A 16,182-nucleotide genomic window follows, 5' to 3' on the forward strand; every position below is an offset into this window, starting at 1 on the left:
AAGGGCATTAATTAAAGGCAGAATGCAGACAACTGTGGGAGCGAGCTTGTGTGGGAGCTGGCTTGCCTGCGATGCAGACACCTCGGTCTAACAGCCATACCGAGGTGATGCTATCGCAGGCAAGCCAGCTCCCACACAAGCTCGCTCCCATGTTTTATATCTGAGTCAGCGAACGCCCTCGGAACGCAGCGCTGCTGGCGTGTAATCCGCCGCCTTGGCCGCGAAGCCGAACACGAAACTGCGCTTTTCCTCATTCTTCATGCCGAGCGCGATGTAGCGCCCGGCAATGATGTCGTACAGGGTTTCCACGGTGTAGGCCGGCACTTGGTGGTCGTAATAGAACTGCGCATGGCCTTCAGCAACGCGCCACAGTTGGCCTCGCCCGTCGTAGTGGTCCACCAGCGCGACCTGCCAGCTGTCTTCGTCGATGTACATGTGGCGCTTGGCGTAGATGTGCCGCTCGCTCGGCTTGACCATGCCGACCACTTCCCACACGCGGTGCAGCTCGTAGCGGGTGAGGTCCTGGTTGATGTGCCCGGCCTTGATGATGTCGTCGTACTTGAGGGTCGGCGAATCGAGCTTGTAGCTGTTGTAGGGGATGTACATCTCTTTTTTGCCGACCAGTTTCCAGTCGTAGCGGTCGGGCGCGCCGGAGAACATGTCGAAGTTGTCGGTGGTGCGCAGGCCATCGGAGGCGGTGCCCGGGCCGTCATACGAGACTTGCGGTGCACGGCGCACGCGGCGTTGGCCGGCATTGTAGATCCAGGCCAGACGCGGCTCCTTCACCTGGTCGAGGGTTTCATGCACCAGCAGCACGTTGCCCGCCAGGCGTGCGGGCGCCGTGACCGATTGCTTGAAGAAGCTCAGCACGTTGGCCGCCTTGGCCTGGTCGATGTCCGGGATGGCTTGCGGCACCGCCACTTCTTCTTCGAAGCGAATCGGCGTGTAGCTGCCATTCGTTTGCGGGGTGGCCTGGGTGATGATGCGCTTGAGGTTACCGCCGTGATAACGGGTGATGTGGTTCCACAACACTTCCACGCCATTTTTCGGGATCGGGAACGCGTAGTAACGGTTGCCGGTGAAGTTTTCCAGGCCATTACCGTCGTTAATCGCGTGCACGTTCAGCGCGCTGCGCTTGATCGACTCGTAGATATCCGGCGGCAGGTTGACCGTGCGATGGGTCGGGTACACCGGGATCTTGTAGGTCTCGGGGTAACGCTTGAACATCGCCACCTGGCCGTCGGAGAGCTTGTCTTTGTACTTGTCGACCGTGGCGGCAGTGATCACGAACAGCGGTTTTTCATTGGCGAACGGGTCGGCCAGAAAGCCTTTGCTGTCCACCGCGCCAGCGTTTTTCGGGATGCCGCCGGTCCAGGCCGGGATCGAACCGTCGGCGTTGCCGGCTTTTTCGGCGCCGACCGGCGTCAGGGTGGTGCCGAGCTTGGCGGCCTCTTCGGGCGAGACGGCGGCCATGACGTGGGCGGCCAGTACACTCAGGGCCATCACTGCAAATAGCTTACGCATAGGTTGTTGTCCTTCCTTAAACCAAGTCAGAAGTTCACGCCGAAGCTGAGGGCGATAAAGTCGCGGTCGGTGAGGGTGTTGTAGTCACCGCCGAAAAAGTCGGTGTAGCTCAGGCTCGCGGTGTAGGTGTTGCGGTAGTCCGCATCCACGCCGACGCTGATCGCCTTGGCGCCTTCGTTGAAAATGCCGTTGGGGCCGTAGCCGCTGACGTCATGGGACCAGGACAGGTTGGGCTTGAGGTTCACCCCGGCGAACACGTTGTTGTAGTCGAGGATCGCGCGGGCGCGGTAACCCCAGGAGTTCGCGGTGACGAAGCCGTCGGTGTCGCCGCCGAAACCATAGGCGCCATACACCGAATCGCGGCCATAACGCAGTTTGGTCTTGGCTTCCAGCCCGCCGACGTGCACATAGGCCGCCTCGCCCACCAGCGTCAGGCGTTCGGCGCCCAACACCTGGTCGAAGAACTGGGTCATGGTGCTCTGGATCTGGGTGATTTCCTTGCGGCGGTAACCTGAGTTGTCCGAGCCGAACGAACTGCGGATCGGCGAGGCGGTTTGGCCGGCAATCGGGTTGACCAGCGCCAGGGTCAGGTCGGTGGTGTTGAGTTGCACCGGCGCATTCGGCCGGTAGCTGATTTCGCCGGTCCAGGCCGTGCCGGTGGGCAAGGTGGTGGAGAAGCTGGCACCGTACAGGCGGATGTCTTCCGGGTAATCGAGGTAATACTGGCCACGCCCGAGCATGGTGCTCTGGGCCAGGCCCGAACCACTGCCGGGCGCGATGGCGTTGGCAGTGCTGACGATACGGCCGATGGTGGCCAGGTTGGTGTTGGCGGTAATCGTGCCCACCGTTGGCGTGCGGCTGTGGTAGTTCATGAAGTAGAGGCCGTACTCGGTGTCATCGCCCAGCCAGCGCAAGGCCGCACCGAACTGGCCGCCATCGCGCGCTTCGCGGTCGTTGGCGCGCTGCACCACCACGCCTTCGCGCGTCACCTGAAAGCCCTGGCCAAAGGCTGCGGCCACCGGTTGCAACGGCGCAATCGCCGGGCTGCCGACCGTGTAGTTGCCATTGCAGCCGTGAGCCACTACATCGTTACCGAAGAAGGTGCCGCAGTTATCCACCACGGTGTTTTCCCAGTTGAGTTGGTAAAAACCTTCCACCGACAGCTGGTTAGTCAGGCTTTGGGACGCGAACAGCATGTTGACCGGAATCAGGCCTTCCTTGATCTCGGCGCCTGGGCGGCGGAACGCCGAGACGTCGATGGGGTTGATGCTGTTGATCGAGTTACCGATAAACGTACTTTCACCCCAGCTCACCACCTGTTTGCCGACCCGCACGGCGCCCGGCAAATCGCCGATGGAATAGTTGTGATACACAAAAGCATCCAGCAGCTCGTAGCCGGACGAGCGCGCACCTTCGTCGCGGTGGTTGTTGCTGATTTGCTTGAACTCGCGGTTTTCGTCCTGCAGTTCGAAGTCGTACCAGTACTTGCCGCGCACAAAGATGCCGCTGTCGCCGTACTTAAGCTCCAGGTCGTGAATGCCCTTGAAAATCTTGGAGAAGGTCTCACCCTTCTTGAAGTTCAGCCGCCCGTCATCACCGGTGGACGCCTGCCCCGTGCCGCCGTTGGGAATGCCCACCAGCTTCTTGTCAGCATCGCGCATGCCCCAACTGGCGCCGACCGACAGCGAGGAATCGAATTGCCCTTCGATCTCGCCGATGTTGAATGAAACAGCCTGCGCCTGAGCGCAGAAACCCAGCGCAACCGCCGTGGCCAGCGCCTGTGGCGTGAAGATGGCGCGCATTGTTGTTTTTGTCATGCGTCTTCCCCGGTGAGTGACAGAAGGCCCCACCCTACTGCCGCCCCTCGGGAGCGATAAGCGCACCAAAGGGGTATTCGTGGTGTCGCTCGAAAGGATGAACAGGCGCTCTGGCCGCGGTTTGGGCGCCACCATGGATTAGGCAGATGGCGGATTATCAGGAGGATGGATAGCGCGCTGGCGATCATTACTGAAATTGCAACAGTCCTTGTCCTGAACTGCTATTACTCATTTTGTTACAACCGACTATTCTTAACGCACTTTCAGGGCAGATGGCCCGCTTGGGTAAATCCAGGAAAAGTCTGATTCCAATAGATTGGCCTAATGTTTCAATCTATTACCGCTGTTCACTGACGTTGATTTGTCGCTCCTTGATCCAACGTCTTACTTCGGCCGCTGCGTTTGCAGCGGCCTTTTTTATACCCAAAATAAAACGGGGCGCCTTTAGCGCCCCGTTTTATTCAACTGTGTTCAAGCAACGATCAGAGGCTGAACTTCTGCAAATTGGCCATCATCTCTTTCAACGCTTCGATGTTGTCCTTGGGGTGCGCAGCGCCTTCGAAGTCGCAGATCTGCGCCCAGTGCGCCGCCACATCGTCGGGTGAGAACCCGGCCTCAGGGTCAAACCCCACGCCCAGGCTGCGCTCCCAGCGGGTTTTGCCGATCCAGCCGCCGCCGACTTCAAACAAGCCCGAGGTGTCCTGGCACGCCTCGCTGCCCAGGTACACCACCAACGGGCTGACCAGTTCCGGCTTGAGGCGTTCGAACACCTGCGGCGGGATCAGGCCTTCGGTCATGCGCGTGCCGCCGGTGGGGGCGATGGCATTGACCAGGATGTTGTTCTTGCGCCCTTCCAGCGCCAGGGTGCGGGTCAAACCGTAGAGGCCCAGCTTGGCCATGCCGTAGTTGGACTGGCCGAAGTTGCCATAGATGCCCGAGGTGGACGCGGTAAAGATCACGCGGCCATAACCCTGCTCGCGCATGTGCGGCCAGGCGGCGCGGGTAACTTTGTAGGCACCTTCGACATGCACGCGGTACACCAGGTCCCAGTCACTGTCGTCCATTTTGTGGAAGGTCTTGTCGCGCAGGATGCCGGCGTTGTTGACCACCACGTCGACACGGCCGAACACGTCGAGTGCGTGCTGGACGATCTTGTCCCCCTCGGTTACGGAGTCATGGTTGGCCTCGGCAGTACCGCCCGCCTCGCGAATCTCCGCCACTACACGGTCGGCGGCCGAGGCATTCGCGCCTTCGCCCTGGGTCGAGCCGCCGAGGTCGTTGACCAGCACTTTGGCCCCGTGCCTGGCAAACAGCAGCGCATGGGCACGGCCCAGCCCGCCGCCGGCACCGGTGACGATCACGACCTTATCCTGGAACTGCACTGACTCACTCATACCGAACTCCGTTGGCGACATTGGCAATGGGTTGAGTGTCACGCACGCAGCCTTTGGTCACAATAAACACGGCCGAGGCTGAATGGTGCTCAATAAGACAGCGCGATGATCAACCGGCTGTTGTGGCGAGGGAGCTTGCTCCCGCTGGGCTGCGCAGCAGCCCGGGATTGGCCTCAGGAGTAGGCCACTCGCGGCGCCGGCTGACCGATACGTTCGCGAAACGCCAAATAATGCTTGAGCACCAGCACCGGCGCTTCGATCTGCGGGTAGTGGCCGATATTGGTCAGTAATACCGAGTCGGCATTGGGCACCAACTGGCGATAACGCTCCACCATATGCGCACCGGAAATGGGATCGACTTCGCCGTCGATTACCCGCAGCGGCACTTCATTGCGTTGCATCACCGCCACCCAGCGTTCACGCAGACGGCGGCGCTGGGGAATGTAGGCAATCAACTTATGCAGGATACGCGGGCCGTCATTGCAGTTGATCAAGCTCCAGAAGTCATCCAGTGCACTTTCACTGGGCCGCGTGTTCGGGCCGAAAATCTGGCTGAAACTGTTCGACAAAGCGTTGCGCCCAAAGGCACGGCCGATCATCCAGCCGAGTGGGCTGAGCAAGAGTTTCTGCACCAATGCCGGGCGATGGGTCTCGGGAAACAGCCCACCATTGAGGAACACGCAGCTGGCCATCAGGAAGCGGCCGTCGTAATGGCGCGCCAGTAATTCCTGGGCCACGCTGTCGCCATAGTCATGGGCCAACACATGCACCGGCCGCTCCACACGCAGGTGTTCGAGCAGCGCCTGTTGCAGGTCCGCCTGCTCCAGCAGGCAATAATCGTGGTTCAGCGGCTTGGCCGAATCGCCAAACCCAAGCATGTCGCAGGCGATCACCAAGTTACGCTGGGCCAGGGGCTGCCACAGGTAGTGCCAGTCCCAACTGGCGGTGGGAAAGCCATGAATCAATAGCAACGGCTCGCCCTGCCCCGCCACCCAGTAACGGATCATGTGGCCACGAAAGAGAAATTCCTGGCCACGTTTGCGCCAGGCTCTGAGCGGTATCTCGGCGAGCGGCATCAGCTTTTATACCCGGGATCTTGCAGGTCCAATTTACGCAACAGCGCCGGCCACGCCAGTGCACCCCCCATACCTTGCGCGCTCTTTGTGACAACCGCCACCATCGCCTTGGCACCCGCCAGAATCTGCGGCTCAATGGCAATTAATTCGGCGCCGCCGTTTTGCGCCAGCACCTGGATGTCGCAGGCGCGTTGAAAGGTGAACATCATTAAAAACGTGTCGGCGATCGAACCAGCGCAGGTCAACAGACCGTGGTTGTGCAGCATGAGGAAATTGTTGTCGCTCAGGTCCGCCTGTAAGCGGGCTTTTTCTTCACGGTTGAGCGCCACGCCTTCATAGGCGTGATAGGCCAGACTGGACAAGACGAAGGTGGATTGCTGGCTGATCGGCAGCACGCCCTGCTTCTGCGCCGACACCGCAACGCCCGCGGCGGTGTGGGTGTGCAGCACACAGACCACGTCGTGGCGCACTTCATGGATGGCACTGTGGATGGTGTAGCCGGCGGGGTTGATCTCGTAAGGGCTGTCCATCAGCTTGTTGCCGGCCTGATCAACCTTGACCAGGCTCGACGCCGTTATCTCATGAAACATCAAGCCATAAGGGTTGATCAGGAAATCGTCGGTGCCCGGCACCTTGGCGGAAATATGCGTGAAGATCAGGTCGTCCCAGCCATGCAGCGCCACCAGGCGATAGCAGGCCGCGAGGTCGACGCGGGTCTGCCATTCGGCAGCGCTGACCTGGTCTTTGACATTCTGTGGCGATAGAACAGGGGCTAGGCTCACGGCAACAACCTCCTTGGTTCGCGTTCTTATTATTTTTCTGGATGAGGAGCCAGTCTAGTCAGGCGCGGTGACGCAAGGAGTTGCCTTGGCAGCCAGCTTGATGACTGAGCGAGTCAGTCATGAGAATAGTACAAACGGTGTCAGAGAAGTGCCGTCAATAAAGGCACGGCGAACAGGTTGAGCAAGCCCGTCAGCACGAGCCAGAACACCGGCATCAGCTTGCGCTGGGGCATTGCCTTTATCTGGCGTGGCGGGCCTTGCTGCGTGAATTCCCGGTCAAGCGCGCAGTGCCGTGACCAATTCGGCCAGCCAAGGCTCGGCGTCGGCTTCCGGGGTCACGCTTTCGCTGGCGTCCAGGCGCAGCATCGGCAGCACTTCGCGTACGCCCAGTTCGGCGAACAGTTCGCGCATTTGCTCGCCGCCACCGCAGAACGTGTCGCCATAGCTGGCGTCGCCCAGGCCGATCACCGCACCGGGCAGGTCGCGCCAGGCGGCTGGCAGTTGGTCACGAATGGTCGAATACAGCGGTTGCAGGTTGTCGGGAAGTTCACCCATGCCGGTGGTCGATGTGACCGCCAGGAATGCCTCGGGGGCAAAGGCTTGCACGTCGGCCAAGGTGGCGCGTGGGTTGTGCCAGGCTTCAAAACCGGCGGCGTTGAGGATACCGGCGGCGTGGCGGGCGACTTCTTCAGCTGTGCCGTAGACCGAGCCGGAAAGGATGGCGACTTTCATCAATCTGATCCTGTAGTTGAGCGAAAGCGTGGGATATTAGCAGCTGACACAAATATTTCAGTGCACACCGTGCAACATTCAAAAGTTGCCATAGAATTCAGGCTTTAAAAACATGCGATGGATTGCTCAATGATCAACGCCAACCTGATGCAACTGGTGATCAACGCTTCTAACGACGGTATCGTCGTCGCCGAACGTGAAGGCCAGGACAAGCCGCTGATCTACGTGAACCCGGCGTTCGAGCGTTTGACCGGTTACACCCTGGACGACATCCTGTATCAGGATTGCCGCTTCCTGCAGGCGGGTGACCGTGACCAACCGGCGCTGATGGCCATTCGTGAAGCCCTCGACAGCGGTGGCGCCTGCCGGGAGATACTGCGCAATTACCGCAAGGACGGCACGCACTTCTGGAATGAGCTGTCGCTTTCCACGGTTTACAACAAGGCCGACAAGCAAACGTATTTTGTCGGTGTGCAAAAAGACGTTACGGTTCAGGTGAAAGCGCAGCAACGCATCGCTCAGTTGGAAGCCCAAGTGGCCGAGCTTAAAGATGAGCTGGCGGCACTCAAGGCGACGAGCGGAATTAACAAAGTGTAAAAAATGCGGTCTTTAGAGCGATAATGGCTTTTTAATGCCTCACCCTTGAGCTACATCAATGCAACGCGACGCGCTATTGACGCAGGACGAGCTGGATTTTATCCAGGACATGCAGCACAACCCGCAACTCAACCTGCGGGATGCCTGGTCGAGCCTGACCGTTAATGGCGGTGCGCAGATTCGCGATTTGCTCACGCGCCTGGCCGCTCACGACCACGTCACCATCCAGGCACAGTTCGACAACCAGCAACTGACCTTCCCGCTGCATTTGGTGGAAGACGAGTTTCATGCGGTGCATCTGCGCTTGGGCGTGCCGAGCATTTTTGAAGATGGGCCGATGATCCGTCCATGGCGCCTGGCGCTTGAAGCCCCCGTGGCGATGGAAAACGTCAGGGGCAACCCTGCCGCGCTATGGGTGCATGAGGTGTCATTCAAGGGCGTACTGGTGGAAATTCGCGGACGGGTCAAACCGCCGAAAACCTTTTCCCTGTGGTTCAGCCCGTCCGGTTACGAGCGTATTGCCTTGCGCGGCACGCTGGAACGGGAAACCGCGCGGGGTCTGTTCGCTTATCGCCTGAGCCAGAGTGACGCGAATGAGATCGAACGGTTACGCCAGTTCATCCTGCATCAGCACCGGTTGGTCCATCCGCACGTACACGCCTGAAATCAACTATCCAACTGGCCTGCAAGAAACTGCTGCAAACGGCTCTGCATCTGGCGCCCTTCGCTGCCCAGGCAGCCGATAGACGAACCGGCCAGATCACCCTCGGCCAGGTCCGCAGCGGCACCGGCCAGGAACAGTGGGCAATCCAGGGTCAACGCCAGACGGTTCAGGCGCGCTGCCAGATCATGGTTATGCCAATGGTTGGAGAAAATCACCAGCGCCTTGGGCCGGATCTTTTCACACACCAATGTCAGTTCATCAAAGGGCTGGCCCATGCCCAGCACTTTCACCGGCGTGTCTTCGTGACTGAGCATCAGCGCCGCTACCAGCAGTTCCAATTTACGGCATTCGCCAGGCATGGCCGCCAGCAACACCCGCGGCGCGAGTGGGGCACTGGCAAGCTGCAAGCGCTCAAAGGTACGCATGCGCAGGAAGGTGTCGTAAAAAAGCCATTCACTGGCCTGGCCAAAATGCCCCTGGTGGCGCATCAGATCGCTCCAGAGGGGCATCAGGATGTCCTGGAACGCAACGTTCAGCGGGTAAGTCGCGAAAACCTGACCGTACAGGCTTTCCAATTGGCGATCGTCAAAGGCTTTGACTGCCAGCAGCAACCGCAGTCGCCACTGTGACCACTCACTCTCGTCGACCTTATCGCCCTCGGCACGAATGGTCTCAGCCTGCTGATCGTCACGGGCGAGGATCTTACCGACCTTGCTCACGGCCACGCCGCGTTCAATCCAGTCGAGAATACGATTGACGGTCACAATATCGGCGCTGGAGTAGAGCCGATGCCCGCTTTCGGTGCGCGTTGGCTGGATCAGGCCATACCGCCGCTCCCAGGCTCGCAGTGTGACCGGGTTCACACCTGTCAGTCTTGACACTTCACGGATCGGAAACAGCTCATCTGAGACGGTTGAATCCAGTTGCGAAATGCTATCAATGGGCACATTAATCACGGGCATTTTGAGCCAAAAAGCCAACGTTATTTGGGGTCCCATTTAACGCCTTTCTACCTGTCCTTTTCAAGGCCGTTACTTTTCGGACCACTGCCGCTGGCGTATTTCTTCAAAACAGGAATAATCCTTGCATGCTTTTTGGTGATGGTCTTACCCGACCGCCACCTTAGTGCGCCACCTACCCGGCTTGGCGCACCTGATTACTTGGAGATACACAATGTCTACCTCTCCCGTCACCTTGATGGTTGCGCGCCGCGTGGCCAAAGGGCGCTATGAAGAATTGATGGCCTGGCTGCGCGAAGGCGAGCAATTGGCCACTGACTTCCCCGGCTACCTGGGTTCCGGCGTGCTTGCGCCGCCGCCCAATGATGATGAGTTTCAGATCATCTTCCGCTTCGCCGATGAAAAAACCCTGCATGCCTGGGAGTTCTCCGCCTCGCGCAGCGCCTGGCTAAGCCGTGGCAGCGAACTGTTTGCCGACCCGTCCGAGCATCGCGTCAGTGGCATCGATGGCTGGTTCGGTGCCGTGGGTGCACGACCACCGCGCTGGAAACAGGCGGTGGCGATCTGGCTGGCATTTTTCCCGGTGTCGCTGCTGTTCAACTTCGGCCTGGGGCCGCTGCTCAGCGAGTTGGACATGTTCCCGCGTGTGCTGGTCAGTACCCTGGCACTCACGCCGCTGATGGTTTACTTATTTATTCCTCTATCGACCCATCTGCTCGCGAGCTGGTTGCATCCAACACCAACGCCCAAGGCTACCCAAGCCGCTGCTTGAGTACAGGCGTGGCCGGTCGCTGATATAGTTTCAACCTGCCAGCGACTCGAGCCTCCCATGACGGTAACCAACGCCCCGATCCTGATCACCGGTGCCGGCCAGCGTGTCGGCCTTTATTGTGCCGAGCGCCTGCTCGACGAAGGCCACGCGGTGATTTTCAGCTACCGCAGCGAACGCCCAGGCGTTGAGGCCTTGCGCGCGCGTGGCGCGCTCGGCGTGTTTGCCGACTTCTCCACTGAGGCCGGGATTCTGGCCTTTATCGCCGAACTGAAAACCCATACCGACAGCCTGCGTGCGATCATCCACAACGCGTCGGCGTGGGTTGCCGAAACACCTGGCGACGAAAGCCGCGCCTTTACCGACATGTTCAGCGTGCACATGCTTGCGCCGTATCTGATCAACCTGCATTGTTCACCTTTGCTGCAACGCTCGACACCCGCCGATATCGTGCACATCAGCGATGACGTGGTGCGCAAGGGCAGCCGCCAGCACATCGCCTACTGCGCCACAAAAGCCGGTCTCGACAGCCTTACACTTTCGTTCGCTGCGCAGTTTGCGCCGCTGATCAAGGTCAACGGCATCGCGCCGGCGATGGTGATGTTCAACGCAGGCGATGATGCGGCGTACCGCGCCAAGGTGCTGGCCAAGTCAGCGCTGGGCATCGAGCCTGGGCCTGCGGTGATCTACCAGAGTGTGCGTTACCTGCTGGACAACCCGTATGTCACCGGAACCACCCTGACCGTCAACGGCGGGCGGCATATCAAGTAAGCCGTTTGTGAGGATGTTGTATGACCTTGTCCCTGCCCCAACACTACCGCGAGATCCTCAAAGGCCTGGGCGAAGACCCGGAGCGCGAAGGCTTGCTCGACACCCCCAAGCGCGCCGCCAAGGCCATGCAGTACCTGTGTCATGGCTATGAGCAGGACCTGGAAACCATCGTCAACGGCGCATTGTTCGCCTCCGATAACGACGAGATGGTGATCCTCAAGGACATCGAGTTGTATTCGCTGTGCGAGCACCATTTGCTGCCCTTTATCGGCAAGGCCCATGTGGCCTATATACCGACCGGCAAGGTGCTGGGCCTGTCGAAGCTGGCGCGCATTGTCGACATGTACGCGCGGCGCCTGCAGATCCAGGAAAACCTCACGCGGCAGATCGCCGACGCTATCCAGCAGGTCACCCAAGCCGCAGGCGTGGCGGTGGTAATTGAAGCCAAGCACATGTGCATGATGATGCGCGGCGTGGAAAAACAGAATTCAACCATGAACACCTCAGTGATGCTCGGCGCGTTCCGCGAGTCGAACACCACGCGTATGGAGTTCCTGCAACTGATCGGACGGAGCAAGTAGCAATGCCACAACTTCAACCAGGCATGGCGCGCATCCGGGTCAAGGACCTGTGCCTGCGCACCTTTATTGGCATCAATGAAGATGAGATCAACAACAAGCAGGACGTGCTGATCAACCTGACTATCCTGTATGCCGCCCAGGAAGCCGTGCGCGACAATGACATCGACCACGCGCTGAATTACCGCACCATCACCAAGGCGATTATTGCCCACGTCGAAGGCAATCGCTTTGCGCTGCTCGAACGCCTGACGCAAGAGTTGCTGGACCTGGTGATGAGCAATGAGTCCGTGCTGTACGCCGAAGTCGAAGTGGACAAGCCCCATGCGCTGCGCTTTGCCGAGTCGGTGTCGATAACCCTCGCAGCCAGCCGCTGATAGTTAAGTGAGCCTTATGAACGATCAACAACGCCTCGAACTCGAAGCCGCCGCCTTCCGCCGGTTGGTGGCCCACCTGGACAGCCGCAAGGATGTGCAGAACATCGACCTGATGAACCTCTCGGGCTTTTGCCGCAACTGCTTATCCAAGTGGTACAAGGCCGAGGCCGACGAGCGCCACATCGAGCTGAGCCTCGATGATGCCCGCGAAGTGGTGTACGGCATGCCGTATGCCGAGTGGAAAGCCCAATACCAGCAAGAAGCCAGCGCCGACCAACAGGCGGCGTTCGCCAAAGGAAAACCCCATGACTGATCTGAACACCCTGCGCGCCAGCCTCAACAGCGGCGAACATGTTTTTGCCGACACCCTGGCTTTTGTAGCTGCCGGTTACGACTACCAGCCGCAGGCTTTTACCAATGGCGGCGTAGAAAATGCTGCTGGTCAGAACGAAGGTTCATGCAAGACCTTGGGCTTGGCGCTGCTGGAAGGCTTGAGCGACCAGGAAGCGCTGATGGCGTTTGGTGAGCATTACCGTTCGGTGGTGGCAACGCCAGAGGGCAGTGATCACGGCAATATCCGCGCGTTGATTGTGCATGGCTTGGCCGGCGTGAAGTTCACCGCACCACCCCTGACCCGCCGCTGATTTAATCTGCCACCCCGGTTTAAGGTGGGAGCTGGCTTGCCTGCGATGGCGGTGTTGACTGACACACCGCCATCGCAGGCAAGCCAGCTCCCACATTGAATCGGGTTGGCACATCAGCACTGTGGTGCGGCTTGAATCGTGCGCATAAAAAAACCGGCCTCTCAGCCGGTTTTTTCATTTCAACGGGTTTAGAACGCAGCGTCCTTCAAACCGTCGAGGTAACGCTCTGCGTCCAAGGCCGCCATGCAACCGGCGCCGGCCGAGGTGATGGCCTGGCGGTACACGTGGTCAGCCACGTCACCGGCGGCAAAGATGCCTTCGATGTTGGTCGCAGTGGCGTTGCCTTCACGGCCGCCTTGCACAACCAGGTAGCCATCTTTGGCTTCGAGCACGCCTTCGAACAGCGAGGTGTTCGGGGTGTGGCCGATGGCGATGAACACGCCGTCGACTTTCAGCTCGTCGAAGCTGCCGTCGTTGTTTTTCAGGCGAGCACCGGTCACGCCCATGTTGTCGCCCAGAACTTCATCCAGGGTGGCGTTGAGCTTGAGGATGATCTTGCCTTCAGCCACACGGGCGTGCAGTTTGTCGATCAGGATCTTCTCGGCGCGGAAGGTCTCGCGGCGGTGAACCAGGGTCACGGTGCTGGCAATGTTGGCCAGGTACAGCGCTTCTTCCACGGCGGTGTTGCCGCCACCGACCACAGCGACCGGCTTGTTGCGGTAGAAGAAACCGTCGCAGGTCGCGCAGGCGGAGACGCCTTTGCCCATGAACGCTTCTTCCGATGGCAGGCCCAGGTAACGGGCGCTGGCGCCGGTAGCGATGATCAGCGCGTCACAGGTATAGACACCGCTGTCGCCGGTCAGGCTGTAAGGCTTTTTCGAGAAGTCGACTTGGTTGATGTGGTCGAACACGATCTCGGTTTCAAAGCGCTCGGCGTGCTCTTTCATACGCTCCATCAGCACCGGGCCGGTCAGGCCGTGGACGTCGCCCGGCCAGTTGTCGACTTCCGTGGTGGTGGTCAACTGACCGCCTGCCTGCATGCCGGTAATCAGCAGCGGCTTGAGGTTGGCCCGGGCAGCGTAGACGGCAGCGCTGTAACCGGCAGGGCCGGAACCGAGAATAATCACTCGCGAATGACGGGTATCAGACATGACTCACTCCTATCGACCGCCCGGACCACAAGGCAGCTGGAATAAAAAAGGACCGCGAAGCACTTGGGGAAGGCTTGAACTCGCAGGCCCTGAAAATAATGGGTGCAGCGTATAGAGGGGGGCAAGATTAAGGAAATACGGAATAACAATCCAGCTCATAGGTGGTCTCTATGCAGTCGCCGCGATTAATCGACACCCTGGTTGCCTAGATGTTACCGCTGATGTCGCCGCTTTCGCCGAAGAAGCAAAGCCGGTAAGGTCGGCGCGTTCGTCTTCTTGCTCGGAGTTCTCCATGCCTGCCCCTGCTCTTTCTGGCCCGCAATACCTGCGTGAAGGCCTCAAACTGGTGTTGAGCCCTGGCCTGCGCCTGTTTGTGCTGCTGCCGTTGGCGATCAACCTGGTGCTGTTCGTCGGCTTGATCTATTTCGCCGGCCATCAGTTCAGCCTGTGGGTCGACACTTTGATGCCGACGCTGCCTGGCTGGCTGAGTTTCCTCAGCTACATCCTGTGGCCCTTGTTTGTGGTGCTGGTGGTGTTGATGGTGTTTTTCACCTTCACCATACTCGCCAATATCATCGCCGCGCCATTCAACGGTTTTCTCTCGGAGAAAGTCGAGGTAGTGGTGCGCGGCACAGACGACTTCCCCGCCTTCAGCTGGGGCGAGTTGATGGCCATGGTCCCGCGCACCCTGGCGCGGGAAATGCGCAAACTGGGTTACTTCCTGCCACGGGCCATCGGCCTGTTTATCCTGTCGTTCATTCCGGTGGTCAACCTGATCGCCGCGCCGCTGTGGCTGCTGTTCGGTGTGTGGATGATGGCGATCCAGTACATCGACTACCCGGCGGACAACCACAAGCTGGGCTGGAACGAAATGCTCGCCTGGCTGCGTCAGAAGCGTTGGCAGAGCATGAGCTTTGGCGGCATTGTTTATCTGGTGCTGCTGGTGCCGGTGGTCAACCTGCTGATGATGCCGGCGGCCGTGGCCGGGGCTACGCTGTTCTGGGTGCGTGAGCAAGGGGCCGAGGCGATGGCACGGCAGGCGATAGCCAAGTCATAAATCCATCATCCTAGAGTCACAATGACGACATGGCCCACGGTGACACTGTGGGTCATGACGACAGCCTCGCTCCACATCACCCTGATTACCGAAACCTTCCCGCCGGAGATCAATGGGGTGGCCAATACCCTTGGCCGCCTGTGCGAGGGTTTGCGCGCGCGCGGCCATCAGGTCGAGTTGGTGCGCCCCCGCCAGGGCACCGATCAAAGCCGGCCTAGCGACGATGGATTGCTGCTGTGTCGCGGCTGGCCACTGCCGGGGTACCCGGGGCTGCAATGGGGCCAGTCGTCGATGCACAAGTTGCTGCGGCGCTGGACACGCCAGCGCCCGGACGTGCTGTACATCGCCACTGAGGGGCCGCTGGGGCTGTCGGCACTACGTGCGGCGCGGCGCCTGGGGATCAGCGTGGTCAGCGGGTTTCACACCAACTTCCAGCAGTACTCCAATCAATATGGCTTGAGCCTGCTCAGCCGCATGGTGACCCATTACTTGCGCTGGTTTCACAACCGCTCGACCCTGACCCTGGTGCCCAGCGCGAGCCAGCGCCTGGAGTTGGAACGTCGCCACTTCGAGCGCCTGGGCATGTTGTCACGCGGCGTCGACAGCCAGTTGTTCCACCCCGCCAAACGCGATAACGCGTTGCGTGAAAGCTGGGCGCTGAATAACGATCAAATCGCCGTACTGCATGTAGGCCGACTGGCACAGGAAAAAAACCTGGGGCTGCTCAAGCGCTGCTTTGAAACCTTGCAGGACACCTACCCACTGCGCCAGATGAAACTGATCATCGTCGGCGACGGCCCGCAACGGGCGACGCTGGAAAAGGAACTGCCCGAGGCAGTGTTCTGCGGCACCTTGCGCGGCGAAGAACTGGCACGGCATTACGCGTCCGGCGATGTGTTCCTGTTCCCCAGCCTGACCGAAACTTTCGGCAATGTGGTGCTGGAAGCCATGGCCTCCGGCCTGGGTGTGGTGGCTTACGACCAGGCGGCCGCCACCCAGCATATTCGCCATGGCTACAATGGCGTGCTGGCGATGCCAGGGGATGAGGGCGCGTTTTGTGACGCTGCCAATTGGCTGCTGGAAGATGCGGAGAGTTTGCGCCGCATGCGCTTGAATGCTCGTCAGCATGCGAGCCGCCAGGGCTGGCCGGCGATTATCGAACAGTTTGAGCGCCAATTGCGCGGGGTGTGCGGCGAGCGGACAGTGATTGCAGGGCAGTCGCGGTTGATCTGATGCCTGTGTTGGCCGTTAGATCGCTATCGCGGGCAAGCCCGGCTCCCACATTGGAAC

At 59.8% G+C, this 16,182-nt stretch carries 18 protein-coding genes; 10 read left to right on the forward strand and 8 right to left on the reverse strand.

Annotated features, from left to right (window positions below):
* Positions 1–165: 165 nt before the first annotated feature.
* The 6 genes from HBO41_RS26955 to HBO41_RS26980 form a co-directional block, all read right to left on the reverse strand.
* Positions 166–1,524 carry a DUF1329 domain-containing protein gene (locus HBO41_RS26955; protein ID WP_169988435.1) on the reverse strand — a complete coding sequence of 453 codons (1,359 nt, stop codon included), beginning with the start codon at positions 1,522–1,524 and terminating at the stop codon, positions 166–168.
* 26 nt (positions 1,525–1,550) lie between these two features.
* Complete coding sequence (locus HBO41_RS26960; RefSeq protein ID WP_099549448.1) at positions 1,551–3,341, reverse strand: DUF1302 domain-containing protein; 1,791 nt, start codon at positions 3,339–3,341, stop codon at positions 1,551–1,553.
* Between the two features lie 482 nt (positions 3,342–3,823).
* Positions 3,824–4,735: an SDR family oxidoreductase gene (locus HBO41_RS26965; protein WP_017135080.1), complete on the reverse strand. Its 912-nt coding sequence runs from the start codon at positions 4,733–4,735 to the stop codon at positions 3,824–3,826.
* Between the two features lie 173 nt (positions 4,736–4,908).
* Positions 4,909–5,811, reverse strand: coding sequence for an alpha/beta fold hydrolase (locus HBO41_RS26970; RefSeq protein WP_169988437.1), 903 nt, complete (start codon positions 5,809–5,811; stop codon positions 4,909–4,911).
* Positions 5,811–6,593, reverse strand: a complete 783-nt coding sequence (locus HBO41_RS26975; protein ID WP_169988439.1) for a class II aldolase/adducin family protein — start codon at positions 6,591–6,593, stop codon at positions 5,811–5,813. Before HBO41_RS26975 ends, HBO41_RS26970 begins: the two co-directional genes overlap by 1 nt.
* Positions 6,594–6,869: 276 nt before the next feature.
* Complete coding sequence (locus HBO41_RS26980; protein ID WP_099549446.1) at positions 6,870–7,325, reverse strand: flavodoxin; 456 nt, start codon at positions 7,323–7,325, stop codon at positions 6,870–6,872.
* Positions 7,326–7,454: 129 nt separating this feature from the next.
* Between HBO41_RS26980 and HBO41_RS26985 the strand changes: the two genes are divergently transcribed.
* Both HBO41_RS26985 and HBO41_RS26990 read left to right on the forward strand, forming a co-directional pair.
* Entirely contained in the window at positions 7,455–7,922 is a 468-nt protein-coding gene (locus tag HBO41_RS26985; protein ID WP_017135085.1) for a PAS domain-containing protein, read from the forward strand.
* Positions 7,923–7,980: 58 nt separating this feature from the next.
* Positions 7,981–8,586: a hypothetical protein gene (locus HBO41_RS26990; RefSeq protein WP_017135086.1), complete on the forward strand. Its 606-nt coding sequence runs from the start codon at positions 7,981–7,983 to the stop codon at positions 8,584–8,586.
* Between the two features lie 2 nt (positions 8,587–8,588).
* Here HBO41_RS26990 and HBO41_RS26995 read toward each other — a convergent pair whose 3' ends face one another.
* Positions 8,589–9,548 (reverse strand): MerR family transcriptional regulator, encoded by a 960-nt coding sequence (locus tag HBO41_RS26995; RefSeq protein WP_169988441.1) that lies wholly within the window; start codon positions 9,546–9,548, stop codon positions 8,589–8,591.
* A gap of 211 nt (positions 9,549–9,759) precedes the next feature.
* On the opposite strand from HBO41_RS26995, the gene HBO41_RS27000 reads away from it, so the two are divergent.
* Genes HBO41_RS27000 through HBO41_RS27025 form a run of 6 tightly spaced genes read left to right on the forward strand, consistent with a single transcriptional unit; the run spans position 9,760 to position 12,684 of the window.
* The gene (locus tag HBO41_RS27000; protein ID WP_138452468.1) at positions 9,760–10,317 is read left to right on the forward strand and encodes an antibiotic biosynthesis monooxygenase; all 558 of its coding nucleotides are present in this window, start codon (positions 9,760–9,762) and stop codon (positions 10,315–10,317) included.
* Between the two features lie 57 nt (positions 10,318–10,374).
* Positions 10,375–11,085, forward strand: coding sequence for a dihydromonapterin reductase (gene folM, locus HBO41_RS27005; RefSeq protein ID WP_099549443.1), 711 nt, complete (start codon positions 10,375–10,377; stop codon positions 11,083–11,085).
* Positions 11,086–11,105: 20 nt separating this feature from the next.
* On the forward strand, positions 11,106–11,666 hold the full coding sequence (gene folE / locus HBO41_RS27010; protein ID WP_017135090.1) for a GTP cyclohydrolase I FolE: 561 nt from the start codon (positions 11,106–11,108) through the stop codon (positions 11,664–11,666).
* Positions 11,667–11,668: 2 nt separating this feature from the next.
* Positions 11,669–12,040: a dihydroneopterin triphosphate 2'-epimerase gene (gene folX / locus HBO41_RS27015; RefSeq protein ID WP_017135091.1), complete on the forward strand. Its 372-nt coding sequence runs from the start codon at positions 11,669–11,671 to the stop codon at positions 12,038–12,040.
* A gap of 16 nt (positions 12,041–12,056) precedes the next feature.
* Positions 12,057–12,353, forward strand: a complete 297-nt coding sequence (locus tag HBO41_RS27020; RefSeq protein WP_017135092.1) for a DUF1244 domain-containing protein — start codon at positions 12,057–12,059, stop codon at positions 12,351–12,353.
* Positions 12,346–12,684, forward strand: a complete 339-nt coding sequence (locus HBO41_RS27025; protein WP_169988443.1) for a HopJ type III effector protein — start codon at positions 12,346–12,348, stop codon at positions 12,682–12,684. Before HBO41_RS27020 ends, HBO41_RS27025 begins: the two co-directional genes overlap by 8 nt.
* A gap of 188 nt (positions 12,685–12,872) precedes the next feature.
* On the opposite strand, the gene trxB is transcribed toward HBO41_RS27025, so the two are convergent.
* A complete protein-coding gene (gene trxB, locus HBO41_RS27030; protein WP_017137935.1) occupies positions 12,873–13,835 on the reverse strand; it encodes a thioredoxin-disulfide reductase in 963 nt (320 codons plus the stop codon).
* Between the two features lie 292 nt (positions 13,836–14,127).
* Between trxB and cysZ the strand changes: the two genes are divergently transcribed.
* On the forward strand, positions 14,128–14,892 hold the full coding sequence (gene cysZ / locus HBO41_RS27035; protein WP_169988445.1) for a sulfate transporter CysZ: 765 nt from the start codon (positions 14,128–14,130) through the stop codon (positions 14,890–14,892).
* A gap of 54 nt (positions 14,893–14,946) precedes the next feature.
* The gene (locus HBO41_RS27040; RefSeq protein WP_099549440.1) at positions 14,947–16,125 is read left to right on the forward strand and encodes a glycosyltransferase family 1 protein; all 1,179 of its coding nucleotides are present in this window, start codon (positions 14,947–14,949) and stop codon (positions 16,123–16,125) included.
* The last annotated feature ends 57 nt before the right edge of the window (positions 16,126–16,182 follow it).

Source organism: Pseudomonas sp. WS 5146, assembly GCF_012985495.1.
Classification (GTDB): Bacteria; Pseudomonadota; Gammaproteobacteria; order Pseudomonadales; family Pseudomonadaceae; genus Aquipseudomonas; species Aquipseudomonas edaphica.

Excerpts from the sequence above, each read along its gene's own strand:
- HBO41_RS26955 (WP_169988435.1), bottom strand. The coding sequence starts at position 1,524 with ATGCGTAAGCTATTTGCAGTGATGGCCCTGAGTGTACTGGCCGCCCAC.
- HBO41_RS26960 (WP_099549448.1), bottom strand. The coding sequence starts at position 3,341 with ATGACAAAAACAACAATGCGCGCCATCTTCACGCCACAGGCGCTGGCC.
- HBO41_RS26965 (WP_017135080.1), bottom strand. The coding sequence starts at position 4,735 with ATGAGTGAGTCAGTGCAGTTCCAGGATAAGGTCGTGATCGTCACCGGT.
- HBO41_RS26970 (WP_169988437.1), bottom strand. The coding sequence starts at position 5,811 with ATGCCGCTCGCCGAGATACCGCTCAGAGCCTGGCGCAAACGTGGCCAG.
- HBO41_RS26980 (WP_099549446.1), bottom strand. The coding sequence starts at position 7,325 with ATGAAAGTCGCCATCCTTTCCGGCTCGGTCTACGGCACAGCTGAAGAA.
- HBO41_RS26985 (WP_017135085.1), top strand. The coding sequence starts at position 7,455 with ATGATCAACGCCAACCTGATGCAACTGGTGATCAACGCTTCTAACGAC.
- HBO41_RS26990 (WP_017135086.1), top strand. The coding sequence starts at position 7,981 with ATGCAACGCGACGCGCTATTGACGCAGGACGAGCTGGATTTTATCCAG.
- HBO41_RS26995 (WP_169988441.1), bottom strand. The coding sequence starts at position 9,548 with ATGCCCGTGATTAATGTGCCCATTGATAGCATTTCGCAACTGGATTCA.
- HBO41_RS27000 (WP_138452468.1), top strand. The coding sequence starts at position 9,760 with ATGTCTACCTCTCCCGTCACCTTGATGGTTGCGCGCCGCGTGGCCAAA.
- folM (WP_099549443.1), top strand. The coding sequence starts at position 10,375 with ATGACGGTAACCAACGCCCCGATCCTGATCACCGGTGCCGGCCAGCGT.
- folE (WP_017135090.1), top strand. The coding sequence starts at position 11,106 with ATGACCTTGTCCCTGCCCCAACACTACCGCGAGATCCTCAAAGGCCTG.
- folX (WP_017135091.1), top strand. The coding sequence starts at position 11,669 with ATGCCACAACTTCAACCAGGCATGGCGCGCATCCGGGTCAAGGACCTG.
- HBO41_RS27020 (WP_017135092.1), top strand. The coding sequence starts at position 12,057 with ATGAACGATCAACAACGCCTCGAACTCGAAGCCGCCGCCTTCCGCCGG.
- HBO41_RS27025 (WP_169988443.1), top strand. The coding sequence starts at position 12,346 with ATGACTGATCTGAACACCCTGCGCGCCAGCCTCAACAGCGGCGAACAT.
- trxB (WP_017137935.1), bottom strand. The coding sequence starts at position 13,835 with ATGTCTGATACCCGTCATTCGCGAGTGATTATTCTCGGTTCCGGCCCT.
- cysZ (WP_169988445.1), top strand. The coding sequence starts at position 14,128 with ATGCCTGCCCCTGCTCTTTCTGGCCCGCAATACCTGCGTGAAGGCCTC.
- HBO41_RS27040 (WP_099549440.1), top strand. The coding sequence starts at position 14,947 with ATGACGACAGCCTCGCTCCACATCACCCTGATTACCGAAACCTTCCCG.